The sequence below is a fragment of the Mycobacteroides chelonae genome (assembly GCF_016767715.1).
Classification (GTDB): Bacteria; Actinomycetota; Actinomycetes; order Mycobacteriales; family Mycobacteriaceae; genus Mycobacterium; species Mycobacterium gwanakae.
Window position 1 is genome coordinate 2,001,154 of sequence record NZ_CP050145.1, and the last position, 16,125, is coordinate 2,017,278.

The window sequence follows — 16,125 nt, forward strand, 5'->3', positions numbered from 1 at the left end:
ATCGTCGAAGACGTTGCCGCATTTCCTTCGGCGGCGAGGCTTAAGCTAGTGCGCGATGAACAGCATTCAGGTCGCCGACCAGACCTTTATCGCCGCAGATCCCGCGGACATCGGCCGCGCTATCTCGAACCCCGCCGATTGGCGCCGTTGGTGGCCTGACCTGCAGCTCAACGTTGTCGAGGAGCGCGGCGAAAAGGGCATCCGCTGGACGGTTGCCGGGCCTCTCACCGGAACAATGGAGGTGTGGCTGGAGCCCGCGCTGGACGGGGCGATCCTGCACTACTTCCTGCACGCCGAGCCGACCGGAGCCAGCGCCGTACAGGTGGCCAAGCTGAATCTGGCCCAGCTCAATCACGCGCGTCGGGTCACCGGCAAGCGGTTCGCCTTCGGGGTCAAGCAGCGGCTCGAGGCGGGCCGGACGATTGGCGAATCGTGGGTGCCGCAGGCCTGATCAGGCGGCGGCGAGCACGACCAGCGGGATGGGTCGGGACGTCGCCCGCTGGTAGGCGCTGTAATGACCAGAGTTGTTGGTGTCGGCTAACTTCCACAACCGCTCGTAATCCGTGTCGCCGGGCAGGAGTGCCGTCGCGCGGACGCGGCGCCGGTGCCGGCCCAATTGCACCTGTACCTCCGGGTGGGCCTTCAGGTTGTGGTACCAGGCAGGATTGCGCCGCGCGCCACCATTAGAGGCCACGATGACGAGATTGTCGCCGTCTTTGGCATAGGTCAGCGAGTTGATGCGCTGTGCCCCGGTCTTGGCCCCGATGGAGGTCAGCAGCAGGCTGGGGGCCATTCCCGGAACGTGATGACCCAGATAGCCTTTCGACGCGATGTAGATGCTCTGGTGCACACCGAGCACCTTCGCCACCAGACGGCTCATGGGCGTCTCTCCTTCGCGCAGCTGCGGCGAATTGCCAGGATGGGAGTATCCGAGCGCCAGGGAGAAGGGTACCGTCTGTCAGGTGGCTGAGAAGACTACCCAAACGATTGCCATCGATGCCGAACCCGGCAAAGTGATGGCGGTGATCGCCGATATCGGCGCCTACCCGGAATGGGTGTCGGAGTACAAGGAAACCGAGGTGCTCGACACCGACGCCGAAGGCAGGGTCAAACGTGCCCGGTTGGTGCTGGACGCCGGTGTCCTCAAGGACACCCAGGTCCTGGAGTACGTGTGGTCTCCGGATGGCCGCAAGGTCACCTGGACCTTGGCGGAGAGTTCCCTCTTACGGTCGCTGGAAGGGACATACCTTTTGGCGCCCAAGGGGTCTGGTACCGAGGTGACGTATGAGCTCGCGGTCGACCTTCAAATTCCGATGATCGGAATGCTCAAGCGCAAGGCCGAACGCAAGATCACCGACTCCGCACTCAAGGATTTGAAGAAGCGAGTCGAATCTGACCGCTAGCGACGTCGGGGAGGATCTCGTGTCCGACCCCGCAGACGTCGCCCCCGATGTCCACGCGCCGTTGACAGCCACCATCGGCCTTTTCGTCGGCAAGGGGGGTGTGGGCAAGTCGACGCTGGCCGGTGCCACCGCGGTGCGCTACGCGCGCGCCGGGCAGCGGGTGCTCGCCGTATCGACCGACCAAGCGCATTCCCTCGGCGACGTCTTCGGTGTTCGGGTGGATCCCACCCCGGGGGCTCATTGCGTGCGGGTGATCGAGGACCCGTATGGCGGACAACTCGACGTGATGGCCCTGGATACCCTGGGGCTGCTGGAGCAGCGTTGGGGTGACATCGCCGCGACGATCGCCGAGCAGTACCCCGAATCTGACATCGGATCGCTTGCCCCCGAAGAGCTTTCCGCACTGCCGGGTGTGCAGGAAATGCTCGGGCTGCATGAGGTTCAACAACTCGCTGATACCGGGGAATGGGATGTCGTCGTGGTCGACTGCGCCTCGACGGCAGACGCGTTGCGCATGCTGACTCTGCCCGGAACCTTCGCGATGTATCTGGAACGGGCTTGGCCGCGGCATCGCCGACTCGGCGGTATCGGCACGCCTCGCGCCCTGATACTGGCCGAATTACTGGAACGCGTTGCGGCGTCGGCGGATCGGCTTGCGGGCTTGCTTTCGGATGCCGAACGGGTGGGGGCTCATCTGGTGTTGACTCCCGAACGGGTAGTGGTGGCCGAGGCCATCCGTACCGTCGGGGCGCTGGCGCTGATGGGTGTGCGCATCGATCAAGTGATCGTCAATCAAGTTCTCATTCAAGATGATTCGTATGAGTACCACAATCTGCCCGCACATCCGGCATTCGACTGGTACATGCAGCGCATCGCCGATCAGGCCGCGGTGCTCGATGAGATGGGGGAGGCGATCGGGGACGTGGAGATGCTGTTGGTGCCGCATCTGCCGCGCGAGCCCATCGGGCCGGAGGCCCTGGGTGAACTGGCCGAGTCGGTCCGGCGGCGCGATGGGGCCAAGCCTCCGGCGCCGCTGGCCACCATTGTCGAGCGCGAATCCGGGTCCGGAGCGGACACCGTATATCTGTTACGGCTAGAGTTACCGCAGATCGATCCGGCCACGTTGAGCCTCGGCCGGGTGGGAGATGACCTGGTCATCGGTGCAAATGGGATGCGCCGGCGGGTCCGGCTGGCCTCCGTGCTGCGGCGCTGTGTGGTTGTCGATGCCCGGCTTGTCGGTGGCGAGCTGACCATACGGTTTAGAGCGGATCCGGAGGTGTGGCCTACGTGACGGGTACCCATCCGGAACTCGCCCCCGAACTGCGGGCGTTGGCCGCGTCGATCCTCGACAAGCTCGATCCGGCGCTGCGGCAGGCCGCTCGCGCTCCTGCCGACGGTGCCGCTCCCGGAAAGTGCAACCAGCTGTTCTGCCCGGTCTGTGCGTTGGCGGCCCTGGTGGAAGGTGAGCATCACCCGCTGTTGGCAACGATCGCCGAACACAGCCTCGCGCTGGTGATGGTGGTGCGGGCAATGTTGGAGGCCGAGGGCTCGGGTGGTCCTGACGATCCCGATGACGGCCCCGAGGGTGGTTACCGAAGTCCGTTCCCGGCCCCGCCGCCGAGCTCGCAATCGACTGGGTACCAACCCATCCCGGTCGACATCGACGAGTGACGAGCACCCGTGCCTGTTCTGGGACATGGCGTCCCATATTTCCGGGACCTTAGACACTCCACGGAGATTCGCCGTCGCCGAGGGTAAGCTCGGCGCCAGCCCCGTGCTGCTCATGGGGATCGGGAGAGGATGCGCGCGATGTTCTATTGGCTGCTGAAGTACATCTTCATGGGGCCGATCTTGCAGCTGATGGGCCGGCCCAAGGTAGAAGGTCTGGAGAACATTCCATCGTCCGGGCCGGCGATCCTGGCCGGAAACCATCTCGCCGTGGTCGACAGTTTCTTCCTTCCGTTGGTCTCCACGCGCCGGGTGACCTTCCTGGCCAAGAGCGAGTACTTCACCGAGCCCGGTTTCAAGGGCTGGCTCAAGAAGGTCTTCTTCGGCGGATCCGGACAGGTCCCGATCGATAGAACCAGCGCCGACGCCGCCGAGAACGCGCTGAGCACCGCCAAGCGGCTGCTCGGCGAGGGCAAGCTGCTGGGCATCTACCCCGAAGGCACCCGCTCCCCGGACGGCCGTCTCTACAAGGGCAAGACGGGCCTGGCGCGCATGGCGCTGGCCACCGGGGTGCCCGTCATCCCGATCGCGATGGTCGGCACCAATGTGATGAACCCGCCGGGCACGGCGCGCTGGCACTTTTCCAAGGTCACCGTGAAAATCGGCAAGCCGCTGGATTTCTCCCGCTTCGACGGGATGGCCGGAAACCGCTTCATCGAGCGTGCGGTCATCGACGAGGTGATGTACGAGCTGATGCAGCTGTCCGGTCAGGAGTACGTCGACATCTACGCGGCGTCGCTCAAGGACAAGCCCGCGGAACCCCCGCAGCAACCCGACCGCATCCCGGAGAGCGCCGCCGGTTAATCGGGGGTCCGTGCATCGTCCCTGCATCTGAGGTAACACCTCGCCGTGGGGCGTGGGTCAGCTATCCGCGCCGGTACCGTTACTCTTGAGGCCACCCGCGGGAGAACTGAGAGATGCGAGGGCCGTGCCGAATTCAATAAACGAAACCGCCATCGCGGACGGCGGCTCCGTTCGTCGAGTTGCCAGATGGATCACGTGGGGTGGCCCGCTCGTCCTCGCTGTCGCCCTGCTGCTGCACGCGGTCGTCTTCATTCACTGGCCGACATACGCACTGCAGATCGATGTGTTGGTGTATCGATTCGGTGGCACACGCGTACTGGACGGACTGGACCTCTACTCGATCGGGCGCAACGGCGAGATCGACGATCTGCTGTTCACCTACACCCCGTTCGCGGCGTTGGTATTCACCCCGCTGGCCTTCATCACCGATTTCACCGCGCAGATCCTGTCGCTCGTGGTGTTCCCGGCGCTGCTCGTCTACTCGGTGTGGCGCATGCTGGCCTGGCTGAATGTCTCCGCCAAGGCCGGGCTATGGGGGCTGCTGGCCCTGCTGGTCGGTCTGGTTTCGTGGCTGGAGCCGGTCCGGCTCTCCATCCAGCTTGGCCAGATCAATCTGCTGATCCTGGCTGTGGTGGTGACGGACCTCCTGGCGCCCAAACGGTGGAAGCTGGCCGGGATCGGTATCGGCATCGTGGCCGGCATCAAGCTGACCCCGATGATCTTCATCGTCTTCTTGTTCCTGGTGGGGCGGATTCGCGCGGCCGTCGTCGCGGCCATCACGCTGATCGCCACCATCGGTCTGGGTTTCATCTTCCTGCCGTCCGCCTCGCACTACTACTGGGTGGACCGTGCCTTCGAGAAGATCAGCCGCATCACTCGCGATCCCACCGCGAGCACCAGCATCAGCGGGCTTTTTCTCAGATTGAACCTGTCGGCCGGAACGGCCACCGCACTGTCGGTGCTGGTGATCGTGGCGAGCCTGGTGGTCGCGGTCCTGGCCTACCGGCGCGATCAGCTGCTGCTGGCGATCTCGATCGTGGGCATGGCATCGGCTGCGGCCTCGCCGTTCAGCTGGAGCCATCACTGGGTGTGGTTCGTGCCATTGGTCGTTCATCTGGGCTACCGCGGCTACGTGCTGGGTAAACGGGCGTCCGCGATCACGATGTGGGCATTCTGTGCGGTGTTCGCGGCGTGGTTCACCAGCCTGAGCGGCAAGACGCCGGACTCCGGCGCGTTGACGTTACGACCCGGTGGCGTCTTGAACGATCTGATCCCCAGTCTGTATGTGTTCGTTCATCTCGGGGTGCTCGTGGCCAGTTGGATATGGCTGCGGCGTGATCCAGCGGACGTGAACGATGTTGTGCGCGAGGATGAGCCGACACAGGCCGATGAGCTGGCGCCGGCTTCTCCGGCGCACAACTAGGCGGCCCGCGTGCGTTACTTCTACGACACCGAGTTCATCGACGATGGCCGCACCATCGAACTCATCTCCATCGGGATGGTGTGCGAAGACGGCCGTGAGTACTACGCCGTCTCCACCGCCTTCGACCCGCAGCAGGCGGGTCCGTGGGTGCGCCAGAACGTCCTGCCCAAACTGCCCGCGCTGTCGTCGCCGCTGTGGCGCTCACGCGGGCAGATTCGCGACGAGCTGGCCGAGTTCCTCGGACTGAACGGTGGCGGGCCGGCCGATCCGATCGAGCTGTGGGCCTGGGTGGGTGCCTATGACCACGTGGCGCTGTGTCAGCTGTGGGGGGCCATGACGGAGCTGCCGCAGCCGGTTCCCCGGTTCACCCTTGAACTCAAGCAGCTGTGGTACGAGCTGGGCCGCCCGGCGGTGCCGAAACGGCCCGCCGACTCACACGACGCCCTGGTTGATGCCCGCTACAACCTGGCCCGCTACCGCGCGATGGTTCCGCCGGGCTGATCACCGCGAATCCCGGGTGAAAATCCGCTGGTAAGGGGCGGTTAAGATGGGTACGTGAACTGGACAGTCGACGTCCCCATCGACCAATTGCCGGAGCTGCCGCCGCTCCCGGCCGATCTGCGTCAGCGCCTGGATGCCGCGCTCGCCAAACCTGCTGCTCAGCAGCCGAGCTGGCCCGCGAATCAGGCCGCCGCCATGCGGACCGTGCTGGAAAGCGTGCCCCCGATCACCGTCCCCGCGGAGATCCAGCGTTTGCAGGGCCAGCTGGCCCAGGTAGCACGTGGTGAGGCATTCCTGCTGCAGGGCGGCGACTGCGCCGAGACCTTCGCCGACAACACCGAGCCGCATATCCGGGCCAACATCCGCGCACTGCTGCAGATGGCGGTGGTGCTGACGTACGGATCGAGCATGCCGGTGGTGAAGCTGGCCCGTATCGCCGGCCAGTACGCCAAGCCGCGCAGCTCCGACACCGACGCACTGGGGCTGCGGTCCTACCGCGGCGACATGGTGAACGGATTCGCCCCCGATGCGGCACTGCGTGAGCACGACCCGTCGCGTCTGGTGCGCGCCTACGCGAACGCCAGCGCCGCGATGAACCTGGTGCGCGCGGTAACCGGCTCGGGGATGGCCTCGCTGGCACTGGTGCACGACTGGAACCGCGAATTCGTCCGTACCTCACCTGCCGGTGCCCGGTACGAGGCACTGGCCTCCGAGATCGATCGCGGGCTGAAGTTCATGAGTGCTTGCGGCGTGGCGGATTCGAACCTGGACACCGCCGAGATCTACGCCAGCCACGAGGCGCTGGTGCTCGACTACGAGCGCGCAATGCTGCGTTTGTCAGAGGACGAGAACGGCGAGCCGGCACTGTACGACCTGTCGGCGCACTACCTGTGGATCGGCGATCGCACGCGGCAGCTCGATCACGCGCATGTGGCCTTCGCGGAGATCATCGCGAACCCGATCGGGATGAAGATCGGCCCGACCACTACGCCCGATCAGGCCGTCGAATACGTGGAACGTCTTGACCCGCACAACAAGCCGGGCCGCCTGACGTTCGTCTCGCGGATGGGTAACTCGAAGGTGCGCGATCTGCTACCGCCGATCATCGAGAAGGTGCAGGCGACCGGGCATCAGGTCGTTTGGCAGTGTGACCCGATGCACGGCAACACCCACGAGTCGCCCAGCGGTTACAAGACGCGGCACTTCGATCGGATCGTCGATGAGGTGCAGGGATACTTCGAGGTGCACAACGCGCTCGGCACGCATCCCGGCGGTATTCACGTCGAGATCACCGGTGAGAACGTCACCGAATGTCTCGGTGGGGCACAGGACATTTCGGATGACGATCTGGCCGGTCGTTACGAAACCGCGTGCGATCCGCGTCTGAACACCCAGCAGTCGCTGGAGCTGGCGTTCCTCGTCGCGGAGATGCTCAGGGACTAAAGCAGGTTGGTGATGTTGGCGCCCAGCGACCAGCATCCCGCCGCCACCGAGGTGGTGATGATCAGGACGATCACCAGCCACATGAAGATCGCGCGGCGGCTCTGCTGACGCTCGTACCGGTACTCCGAGTCGTCGATATCGGCGAAGAACGCTGATTCGTCAGGGTCACTGTCGAATTCGGGATCGTATTGGGGATCGTAGGCGGGCACCGGATCCATCATCCGCGTGGGATTGGGCACCTTGGGACGTGCCGAGACGCTGGGCCGTGGTGAGACACCCAGGGCCGCGGCGGCCGAGGCGGTGTCGGCGGCATCCGCTTTGCCAGGGGCGCTGAGATTGCCTGTGGTGCGTCCGCCGGTCTCGATCAGTCGGCTGCGGTAAAGCTGTTCGGCGACATGTTGTTTGGAATCCCGGGGCGCGGGGACGCGGAAGGTGGGCAGTTGCAGATCCGCGGCGATGGCGTCCAGCTCGGCGCCCATCTGTGCGGCGTCGGCGTAGCGCGCGTCCGGGTCGCGGGAGGTGGCGCGCAGCACCAGTTCGTCGAACTCTTCCGGAATGCCGTCGATGGCCTCACTGGGTGCCTGTACATCGCGATCGATGCGTTGATAGGCCAGTGCCAACGGTGTATCCCCGGTGAACGGTGTTGAACCGGTGAGCAATTCGTACATCAGGATGCCCGCCGAATAGACATCGCTGCGTGGGCCGGCCGAACCGGTACGCACCTGCTCCGGAGACAGGTACGCCGCCGTGCCCAAGATCACGCTGGTCGAGGTGATTCCGGCCTCGGCGACGGCACGCACCAGCCCGAAATCGGCGAGCTTGACCTCGCCGTCGTCAGAAATCAGCACGTTCTCGGGTTTGACGTCGCGGTGCACCAGTCCCGATCGGTGTGCGACCGCCAAGCCGCCGAGCAGCGGATTGAACACCGCGGCCACGGCATGGGGCGGCATGGGTCCACGTTCGCGCAACAACTCGCGCAGGGTGCCGCCGTCGATCAGCTCCATCACCAGGAAGGGGTGCTTACCGTCCATGCCCTGATCGAACACGGCCACCAGCCCTGGGTGGCGCAATCGTGCGACGGCCCGGGCTTCGAGCCGGAACCGTGCCAGAAACCCCGTGTCGGAGGCGTAGCGGCTGTCCATCACCTTCACGGCGACCGGGCGGTCCAACCGGGTATCCAGCCCCCGATACACGGTCGACATGCCGCCTGTCGCAATCGGCGCCTCAATGCGGTACCGACTATCGAGCACCGTCCCGATCATCGGATCGTGGCGGTGGGTCGGGGTCTTGGGCGATGTCATCGCATCGATGGTATCCAGTGATGCGGGAGTGCCCTGGCGTCAGCGCCGCTTGTCGAGCATTTCGCGGACGGAGTTGAGCATTGGCCCGGCGCCCGAGAACAGCATGGTCCGCCATTGACGGTGCAGGGCAATGGCCGGGTCGAACCGGCTGTACGTGACGCGCAGCCGGGTGCCGCCGGGCTCCGGGAGCAGGTTCCAGCGGGAGGTCACTTCGATTCCCGGGGCGGTCAACACCTGTTCGATGTGCTCGTGAGGCACCACGCTGGTGTAGGTGGTCCGCAGTACGCCATCGAAGCCGACGGCGGGCTGCGGATGGGTGATCAGGACGCGTGTCTCGCCGACCTCGACGGGTGCGTCGTTGACCTCTTTCACCTGTGAAGCGGTGAGCTCTAGGGAAACGAGAACATCCCAGACCTTCTCGACGGGGTAGGGGTAGTACTCGCTGTGGGTGACCGATGTCGGATCGCCGGAACTCGTCACGGTCCGAAGGTTACGCGCGTCACCACACCCGGAGGACGCTTTTGGGCGACGGTGGCGTGCGAGGCGACTAGCGTCATTCGTTATGAGCGCCATTCCATACGTTGCCGACACCCTCGACGCCGACGAGCCGCTGTTCTCCCTCAAAGAGGTGGCCACGCGCCTGCGGGTACCGGTTTCCAAGGTTCAGCAGTACTTGCGCGACGGTGAACTCATCGCAGTGCGACGCGATGGCGAAATCAAGGTTCCCGTCATCTTTTTCAGCCCCGAAGGCCCTGTGGTGAAGCATCTGTTCGGGCTGCTCTCGGTGCTGCGGGACGGGGGATATCACGAGCCCGAAATCATGCGTTGGCTGTTCACCGGTGACGAGTCGCTCACTGTGACCCGTGACGGCACCACCGAACGAATCGAGGCGGCCCGCCCGGTCGATGCGCTGCATGGTCACCAGGCCCGCGAGGTGCTGCGGCGGGCGCAGGCGATGGCCTACTAGTACTCGCTGGGATCGCGAGCTTCCGGCGCGGTGTTGATCATCCGCCAGGCGATGGCAGCGCAGGTTGCCGCGATCAGTACATGTATCCACACGTACATGCCGTGGGAGCCATCGGGTTTGAAGATCACCATGATCCAGGTAGAGAACCCGGCGATGGCTGCGATCGCGATGCGTGATTGCAGCAGCGGCGCTGCGATGGCCAGCGGCCAGGTGTAGTACCAGGGCAGTGCCGCCGGCGCCATGAGCACCACGATCACCATGGCCCACAGGATCCCGAACATCGCGTCGCGATCGTTGTGTCGGTGCCGCCACCACACCACGGGCAGGCTGACGGCGATGACCATGACCCCGATGATGCGGGTGATCTCCAGAAGAGCATCGAAATTGACGGTCACGAAAAGACCGGCGACGACGTTGATGATGTTGGCGACGGCGGTCGGCACTGTCAGCCAGTTGATGATCTTCACCGAACCGGCCAGGGCGGTCAGCCATCCCAGGCCGACGCCGGCGATCCAGGACAACACCGCGAACACCGCGACGACGACAGACACCGAGGCTGCCGATGCCATCGCGAACGCGGTCACCGGGTGGCGCTGTGGGGAGTCTGCATCGGCGTTCTCGACCAGACGACGCATCCAGATCCACACCAGGAAGGGCAACGCAAGACCCGCGGTGGCCTTGACAGCCACCGCTAACGCGACCACCGATATGCCCCAAACATGGTGGCGCTCAAGGACGAGGGCAATGCCTGCCATCATCAGGCCGACCATCAGCATCTCGTTGTGTACACCGCCCATCAGATGGATGATCACCAGCGGGTTGAGCACACAGATCCACAACGCCTTGCTGGCGTTCGCCGAAAGGCAGCGGGCGACTCGAGGGGTGGCCCACACCAGCAGCGCCAATCCGGGCAGCATGCACAGGCGCAGCAGCATGGTTCCGGCCACTACATCATCACCGACGATCTGCGTGACAAATCGTGCGATGAGGATGAACAGTGGTCCATACGGCGCGGTGGTGGTGGACCAGATCGGACTGACGTTCTCTAGCAACGCGTTCGGGTTTTCGACCGGGCCCACCAGATAGGGATCGAATCCGTCGCGTAGCAACGCGCCCTGCGCCAGATAGGAGTAGGCATCCCGACTGAACACCGGAACCGAGGCGAGCAGTGGCAGCAGCCAGCACGGAATGACGACCAGGAGGGACTCTTTGGTCACCTTGCCCGCGATCACGTGGCGGCCGAGCCCGAGCCACGCCAGCAGCATGAGGACCACTCCGAGCCACATGCAGATCGAGGACACCACCAACCCGTGGCCGAAACGCAACCAGGACAGCCCAACCGATTCCAGCAGCGGGTCGTGCTGCCGGGTGCTACCCGCACCCAGTCCGCCGATGGCGATGAGGATGGCGCCACCGAATCCGGTGACTGCCGCGCGGCCGGCGGGGGACCTCAGGAAGGCTGCTGTCCACCCGCCACCCGGATCGAGTACCGCAGGTGCCGGTTCAGGGTTCGGTTCCAGGGGAGGCTGCACCGCCTTTGATGATGTGCTCACGTGATCATGCGCTCCGGTTGGACACCAATCGGACGAGATCGGACAGCGCGACACGGGCATCATCGGCGATATCGGCGCCGGACAGCTGCTCCAGCGCGCGGTGCGTGTGTTCCTCGATACGAGACTCCACTGCCGCGAGTGCACCCAAGTCGACGATGAGTGAACACATTTCGGCGACCTGATGATCGGTGAGTGGCGTGCCGATCCAGGAGTGAAGCATGTCCTCGGCGGCGTTGTCGTTGAGGCGTGCCAGACGCAGGGCTTCGGCCAGCAGCACGGTGCGCTTTCCGGAACGCAGGTCGTCCCCGGCGGGTTTCCCGGTCACCTTGGGATCCCCGAATACCCCGAGCACATCGTCGCGCAGCTGGAACGCGACACCGATATCCAGTCCGACGTCACCGAGAAGTCGCGAGATCTCCGGGTTCTCGGCCGCGATCGCGACACCCAGCTGCAGGGGCCGCTGCACCGTATAACCGGCGGTCTTGAAGCGGATGACGCGCATGGCGGTCTCGACGGACTCGTCGCCCGAGGATTCGGACAGGATGTCCAGATATTGGCCGCCGAGCACCTCGCTGCGCAGGATCGACCACACACCCCGGGCCCTCGCATGGGCCTGAGGGGACAGCTGTGCGCCGACCACCATGTCATCAGCCCAGGTGAGTGCCAGATCGCCGAGCAGGATCGCCGCAGATATGCCGAACTGTTCGGGGGAGCCGGACCAGCCGTTCTCACGGTGCAGGGCGGCGAATTCGATATGGATGGTGGGTTCGCCGCGCCGGGTGGCGGAGCTGTCGATGACGTCGTCGTGGATGAGCGCGCAGGTGTGCAGCAGTTCCAGCGCGGCACACACCCGCAGCACCTCGGGGTTCCACGGGTCGGGGTCGTCGGTGACCGCTCGCCAGCCCCAGTAGGCGAACGCCGGTCGCAGCCGCTTGCCGCCACGCAGCACAAACCGGTCGAGGGCTGTGATCGCATGCTCATAGTTCGGGCCGATATGCGCGGTGTGCTCACGGCATTCGGCCAGGAACTGGCTCAGTTGGTCGCTTACCGCGTCGGTCAGGTGCCGGGCGTTGGCAGCGGCTACGTTGACACTCAGCGGTGCGTCCTTTCAGGGTGTGGTGGTGGGTCCCGGATGCCTACAGGTCTCCGAGAGTGAACCTAGAGTAATCCCACCTATCCTGAACGGGTGACAACCAACCCGCTCGACCATGACGCATCGGTCGCCGAGCTGCAGGATCCGGGGTCGATCGCCGATCGACTGGCCGGGGTTCAGCCGGGTGATGTCGCGTTCTCGGTGGAGTTCATGCCGCCTCGCGACGAGGCCGCCGAGGCGCGGTTGTGGCGGGCGGCAAGAGTTTTCGAGCGGTATCAGCCGGTGTTCGTTTCGGTGACCTATGGAGCGGGTGGCTCCACGCGTGATCGCACGGTGCGGGTGACCGGTGAGCTGGCCGAGAACACCACCTTGCTGCCGGTTGCGCACCTGACGGCCGTCGGGCACACCGTCGATGAGTTGCGTGCCATGGTGGGCGCATATGTGGACCGTGGCATCACCAATATCCTTGCCCTGCGGGGCGATCCGGCTGGGGATGTGAATGCTGAATGGATTCCGCACCCCGGTGGCCTGACCTATGCCGAGGAATTGGTGCGGCTGGTTCGTGACCTAGGCGACTTCCACGTGGGTGTCGCCTCTTTCCCGGAGGGCCATCCGCAGGCGATCGATCTGGAGCGCGACACGGCCAATCTGGTGAACAAGCTGCGGGCCGGAGCGGAGTACTCCATCACCCAGATGTTTTTCGACGTCGACGACTACCTGCGGCTGCGCGATCGGGTGGTGGCCGCCGACCCCGAACAGGGCGCCAAGCCGATCGTTCCCGGGCTGATGCCCATTACGTCGCTGCGGTCGGTGCGCCGGCAGGTGGAGCTCTCCTCGTCCACGCTGCCCGCTGCTCTGGAAGAACAGCTCTTGCGTGCCGCCGGGGATGGACCCGAAGAGGACCGCGACGAGGTCCGCAAGGTCGGTGTCGAGGTCGCCACGTCGATGGCAGCGCGGCTGCTCGCCGAGGGTGTTCCGTGCCTGCACTTCATGACCCTGAACTTCGCGCGGGCCACGTCCGAGGTGCTGGAGAACCTCGGAGTGCGGGTTACTCCGGGAACTGGTCGGGCGTAAACCGAGGGGACTGATCGCGGTCCAGCCAGGCCAGGGACGCCACCAGGGCACCGATCAGCAGGGCGGAAATCGTTATGAAGATCGCGGCTCCGTTGAAGGAGCGGGTGCTGGGGTCGGTGTAGCGGGAGGTCGCGGTGAACGTGCTGACCACGCCGGGAGTGAGTTTCCACTGCACGGCGTCGGAGCCGAGCATCTCCCCGTTGGTGGATTCGATATCGCCGGGAAACGAAATGGCCAGCGACACATCGGCATCTGAGGTGTCTTCCAGTGCGGTGAGATCGGCACGGCCTTCCAGCACCACCACATCGCCGTTGCGGCGCAGGGTGAGATCGAATCCGGCGGCGTTCTTGTTCATCCCGGCCAACTGGGGGACTTCGGCGAACGTCAGATCGTTGAAGATGGCGCGCGACCCCACCATGCCGTTCTCTTCGTACTCGCTGACCTGAACCTTCTGGGCGAAGGACATGTTGCGTTCGAGCTGAGGGCCCTTGTCGTCTTTACCTTGCGGTTTGGCGACAGCGATCAGCTGCCCCGAGACGTGATCGTCGGTGGTGACGGTCATCGAGGCCTTGACGCGCACGCATCCCGACAGCAGCGGCAACGTCGTCAACAACAGCACCGCGGCAATACGCGCCGCACGCCCAGGGCTAGTCATCGCGGCTCATCGTGCCAGACGGCGGTCACGTCGGCCTGTCGATATCCGGGTTCCAGCGGCAAAGCCCGGCCAAGCACTGCGAATCGTCGGGGGTCTCCCGCGAACTGGTGTTGCCGGATGACATCGGTGAACCCGAGTCGGCGGTACAACCGCCACGCCCGGTTGGACTCGCCGGTGATCTCGGGGGTCGACAGCAGCACATGCGATTCGGAGCGACCGGCCAGCAGCCGCCGCGCCAACGCCTCACCGAAGCCGTGGCCCTGGAGTCCGGGGTCGACGTGCAACTCCGTCAGCTCGAAATACTGATCGAGCAGGGCGCTGATGTGGTCGCGGGGCACCCCGGACTTGCGTAGTCCCTGGCTGACCTGTTGGTGCCACCACTGGTCGGCGGCACCGCGGTAGCCATAGGCGATCCCGACGATGCGTGCCTGGTCCATGTGATCCTGGACGGATCCGGCGCTGTCAGAGGATGGGTCGACCGGAGAATCAAAGATCGCGGCCGCCTGCCAGCCCCGTCTGCGGCTGTGTTCGAGCCACATCGGAGCACGCTGGTCCTCGGTGCCATGCGGATAGCCCATGGCGATGACGTAGACACGGAGCGCTTCGCTGAGCCTGCGCTGCATATCGCGTTGCGACAAGTCGGCCAGGAAGGTCGTCAACGTGCGTCCTCTTGGTTTCTCTGTGGGCTTCGGGTGTACCGCCGGGTTTATCACGCTCTGCCCATTCCTGGGCGTTGTCTCTGTTTTCGCCGAGTCCGTCGGCGCGGCGCGCCGTGTCGGTTGCCCGGTCGGTGTGGCTGGGAGATTGGTGGGTGAACCGGGTGGTATAGCGGGTATTCACCTCGTATTATGAACGTGAGGGTGTTGTAACCGCGGCACCCTTGATAAAACGACACGACATACTCAACCGGTTGCGATGCGCCAGAGGGAGGGACCGATGCCACTCTCCGAGCACGAGCAGCGCATGCTCGACCAGATCGAGAGCGCGCTGTACGCGGAGGACCCCAAGTTTGCGTCGAGCGTGCGCGGAGGACGCCTGGGCGCGACCTCCGGTCGCCGCCGTCTGCAGGGTGCGGCGCTCTTCTGCATCGGCTTGGCGATGTTGGTGATCGGTGTCGCCGTGCCCGCCACTCAGATCGGAAACTTCCCGGTCCTGAGCGTGATCGGATTCGTCGTCATGTTCGGGGCCGCGGTTTTCGCGATCATCGGAAGCCGGCGCTCCGAGGCGAGTGCCGCCGGGCAAGGGGGATCGGGCGCATCTAGCGGCCGCACCCGTCGCCCCCGCGCCGCCGGATCGTTCGCGCAGCGCATGGAAGAGCGGTTCCGCCGCCGCTTCGACAACTGACAAACCTCATCTAAAGCAGTCCGGACTCACAGACCCGCGCAGTCGGCGCGGGTCTGTTGCTGTATGCGTTGCTGCCTGAGCGGTCCCACTCTGGGACGACTCGCCATGGGGTGATCGCTCGCAAGCCTGTTCGCCCGTGCAGGCCAAATCGTTATCAACTCGTCCGGATACCGGTGCCCCACTCGCCCCCACGGGTTTGACCTGGGGAAACAGCATGTCGAAGCCATTCGTCGACCTTCTGGTGGGCGCATGGTGGGGAGACACGCGGCAAATCAGATTCAAAGTGGGGGATTGTGGGGTAAAGTGGCGCCTATCGGAGGGAAGGGTAGCTCCGAAGGGTTCCGGGCAGGGAGGTGTCGAGGTGTTTCTCGGTACCTACACGCCCAAGCTCGACGACAAGGGGCGACTCACGTTGCCTGCCAAGTTTCGGGACGCGCTAGCGGGAGGGTTGATGGTTACCAAAAGCCAGGACCACAGCCTCGCCGTCTACCCGCGGGCCGAGTTCGAGCAGCTGGCCCGTAAGGCCGCCACGGCTTCTCGGAGCAACCCTGAGGCCCGTGCCTTTCTGCGCAACCTGGCGGCGGCCACCGACGAACAGCATCCGGATGCGCAGGGGCGCATCACCCTGTCCGCCGATCACCGGCGATACGCGGATTTGTCCAAGGACTGCGTTGTCATCGGATCCGTTGACTACCTAGAGATTTGGGATGCTGCGAAGTGGCAGCAGTACCTGGAGGAACACGAAGAGAACTTCTCGGCGGCCAGCGATGAATCCCTCAATGGCATCTTCTGAGCGAGCCCGCGAAGCGCGGCCTCTGTCCGATACGGCCCTGGCG

At 64.8% G+C, this 16,125-nt stretch carries 19 protein-coding genes; 12 read left to right on the forward strand and 7 right to left on the reverse strand.

The annotated features are described in order from the left end of the window. Positions 1-55: 55 nt before the first annotated feature. On the forward strand, positions 56-451 hold the full coding sequence (locus HBA99_RS09945; protein ID WP_070951101.1) for a polyketide cyclase / dehydrase and lipid transport: 396 nt from the start codon (positions 56-58) through the stop codon (positions 449-451). On the opposite strand, the gene HBA99_RS09950 is transcribed toward HBA99_RS09945, so the two are convergent. Beyond that, complete coding sequence (locus HBA99_RS09950; RefSeq protein ID WP_046253401.1) at positions 452-880, reverse strand: nitroreductase family deazaflavin-dependent oxidoreductase; 429 nt, start codon at positions 878-880, stop codon at positions 452-454. An 82-nt stretch (positions 881-962) separates the two neighbouring features. On the opposite strand from HBA99_RS09950, the gene HBA99_RS09955 reads away from it, so the two are divergent. From HBA99_RS09955 to HBA99_RS09985, 7 genes are all read left to right on the forward strand, one after another. Next, the gene (locus HBA99_RS09955; protein WP_030095475.1) at positions 963-1,403 is read left to right on the forward strand and encodes an SRPBCC family protein; all 441 of its coding nucleotides are present in this window, start codon (positions 963-965) and stop codon (positions 1,401-1,403) included. 19 nt (positions 1,404-1,422) lie between these two features. Further along, the gene (locus tag HBA99_RS09960) at positions 1,423-2,694 is read left to right on the forward strand and encodes an ArsA family ATPase (protein WP_081347563.1); all 1,272 of its coding nucleotides are present in this window, start codon (positions 1,423-1,425) and stop codon (positions 2,692-2,694) included. Continuing rightward, a complete protein-coding gene (locus HBA99_RS09965) occupies positions 2,691-3,074 on the forward strand; it encodes a hypothetical protein (RefSeq protein WP_030095477.1) in 384 nt (127 codons plus the stop codon). The genes HBA99_RS09960 and HBA99_RS09965 overlap by 4 nt, the downstream gene beginning before the upstream one ends. 138 nt (positions 3,075-3,212) lie before the next feature. After that, complete coding sequence (locus HBA99_RS09970; protein ID WP_030095478.1) at positions 3,213-3,935, forward strand: lysophospholipid acyltransferase family protein; 723 nt, start codon at positions 3,213-3,215, stop codon at positions 3,933-3,935. 124 nt (positions 3,936-4,059) lie between these two features. Further along, positions 4,060-5,358 carry a glycosyltransferase 87 family protein gene (locus tag HBA99_RS09975; RefSeq protein ID WP_064408557.1) on the forward strand — a complete coding sequence of 433 codons (1,299 nt, stop codon included), beginning with the start codon at positions 4,060-4,062 and terminating at the stop codon, positions 5,356-5,358. Between the two features lie 9 nt (positions 5,359-5,367). Further along, on the forward strand, positions 5,368-5,859 hold the full coding sequence (locus tag HBA99_RS09980) for a polyadenylate-specific 3'-exoribonuclease AS (protein WP_046253403.1): 492 nt from the start codon (positions 5,368-5,370) through the stop codon (positions 5,857-5,859). Positions 5,860-5,913: 54 nt separating this feature from the next. Then, positions 5,914-7,302: a class II 3-deoxy-7-phosphoheptulonate synthase gene (locus HBA99_RS09985; protein WP_030095481.1), complete on the forward strand. Its 1,389-nt coding sequence runs from the start codon at positions 5,914-5,916 to the stop codon at positions 7,300-7,302. On the opposite strand, the gene HBA99_RS09990 is transcribed toward HBA99_RS09985, so the two are convergent. Together HBA99_RS09990 and HBA99_RS09995 are read right to left on the reverse strand one after the other, a co-directional pair. Then, the gene (locus HBA99_RS09990) at positions 7,299-8,603 is read right to left on the reverse strand and encodes a protein kinase domain-containing protein (protein WP_046253405.1); all 1,305 of its coding nucleotides are present in this window, start codon (positions 8,601-8,603) and stop codon (positions 7,299-7,301) included. The two genes, HBA99_RS09985 and HBA99_RS09990, sit on opposite strands and share 4 nt — an antisense overlap. Before the next feature lie 39 nt (positions 8,604-8,642). Beyond that, positions 8,643-9,083, reverse strand: coding sequence for an SRPBCC family protein (locus tag HBA99_RS09995; RefSeq protein ID WP_046253406.1), 441 nt, complete (start codon positions 9,081-9,083; stop codon positions 8,643-8,645). A gap of 82 nt (positions 9,084-9,165) precedes the next feature. On the opposite strand from HBA99_RS09995, the gene HBA99_RS10000 reads away from it, so the two are divergent. Then, on the forward strand, positions 9,166-9,570 hold the full coding sequence (locus HBA99_RS10000; protein WP_030095484.1) for an Rv2175c family DNA-binding protein: 405 nt from the start codon (positions 9,166-9,168) through the stop codon (positions 9,568-9,570). Here the strand turns inward: HBA99_RS10000 and HBA99_RS10005 are convergent. After that, a complete protein-coding gene (locus HBA99_RS10005; protein WP_109494111.1) occupies positions 9,567-11,123 on the reverse strand; it encodes an alpha-(1->6)-mannopyranosyltransferase A in 1,557 nt (518 codons plus the stop codon). The two genes, HBA99_RS10000 and HBA99_RS10005, sit on opposite strands and share 4 nt — an antisense overlap. A gap of 4 nt (positions 11,124-11,127) precedes the next feature. Then, positions 11,128-12,183, reverse strand: coding sequence for a polyprenyl synthetase family protein (locus HBA99_RS10010; protein ID WP_165611430.1), 1,056 nt, complete (start codon positions 12,181-12,183; stop codon positions 11,128-11,130). Between the two features lie 126 nt (positions 12,184-12,309). Here HBA99_RS10010 and metF point away from each other — a divergent pair, with 126 nt between their 5' ends. After that, a complete protein-coding gene (gene metF / locus HBA99_RS10015) occupies positions 12,310-13,290 on the forward strand; it encodes a methylenetetrahydrofolate reductase [NAD(P)H] (RefSeq protein ID WP_070951100.1) in 981 nt (326 codons plus the stop codon). On the opposite strand, the gene HBA99_RS10020 is transcribed toward metF, so the two are convergent. Both HBA99_RS10020 and HBA99_RS10025 read right to left on the reverse strand, forming a co-directional pair. Then, the gene (locus HBA99_RS10020) at positions 13,265-13,945 is read right to left on the reverse strand and encodes an LppM family (lipo)protein (protein ID WP_030095488.1); all 681 of its coding nucleotides are present in this window, start codon (positions 13,943-13,945) and stop codon (positions 13,265-13,267) included. The genes metF and HBA99_RS10020 overlap by 26 nt on opposite strands. Further along, entirely contained in the window at positions 13,942-14,604 is a 663-nt protein-coding gene (locus tag HBA99_RS10025) for a GNAT family N-acetyltransferase (protein WP_070951099.1), read from the reverse strand. The genes HBA99_RS10020 and HBA99_RS10025 overlap by 4 nt, the downstream gene beginning before the upstream one ends. A 277-nt stretch (positions 14,605-14,881) precedes the next feature. Here HBA99_RS10025 and HBA99_RS10030 point away from each other — a divergent pair, with 277 nt between their 5' ends. Beyond that, on the forward strand, positions 14,882-15,289 hold the full coding sequence (locus HBA99_RS10030; protein ID WP_070916207.1) for a DUF3040 domain-containing protein: 408 nt from the start codon (positions 14,882-14,884) through the stop codon (positions 15,287-15,289). Positions 15,290-15,650: 361 nt separating this feature from the next. After that, positions 15,651-16,082, forward strand: coding sequence for a division/cell wall cluster transcriptional repressor MraZ (gene mraZ / locus HBA99_RS10035; RefSeq protein WP_030095491.1), 432 nt, complete (start codon positions 15,651-15,653; stop codon positions 16,080-16,082). The last annotated feature ends 43 nt before the right edge of the window (positions 16,083-16,125 follow it).

Excerpts from the sequence above, each read along its gene's own strand:
- HBA99_RS09990 (WP_046253405.1), bottom strand. The coding sequence starts at position 8,603 with ATGACATCGCCCAAGACCCCGACCCACCGCCACGATCCGATGATCGGG.
- HBA99_RS10030 (WP_070916207.1), top strand. The coding sequence starts at position 14,882 with ATGCCACTCTCCGAGCACGAGCAGCGCATGCTCGACCAGATCGAGAGC.
- HBA99_RS09950 (WP_046253401.1), bottom strand. The coding sequence starts at position 880 with ATGAGCCGTCTGGTGGCGAAGGTGCTCGGTGTGCACCAGAGCATCTAC.
- HBA99_RS10000 (WP_030095484.1), top strand. The coding sequence starts at position 9,166 with ATGAGCGCCATTCCATACGTTGCCGACACCCTCGACGCCGACGAGCCG.
- HBA99_RS09970 (WP_030095478.1), top strand. The coding sequence starts at position 3,213 with ATGTTCTATTGGCTGCTGAAGTACATCTTCATGGGGCCGATCTTGCAG.
- HBA99_RS10020 (WP_030095488.1), bottom strand. The coding sequence starts at position 13,945 with ATGACTAGCCCTGGGCGTGCGGCGCGTATTGCCGCGGTGCTGTTGTTG.
- HBA99_RS09945 (WP_070951101.1), top strand. The coding sequence starts at position 56 with ATGAACAGCATTCAGGTCGCCGACCAGACCTTTATCGCCGCAGATCCC.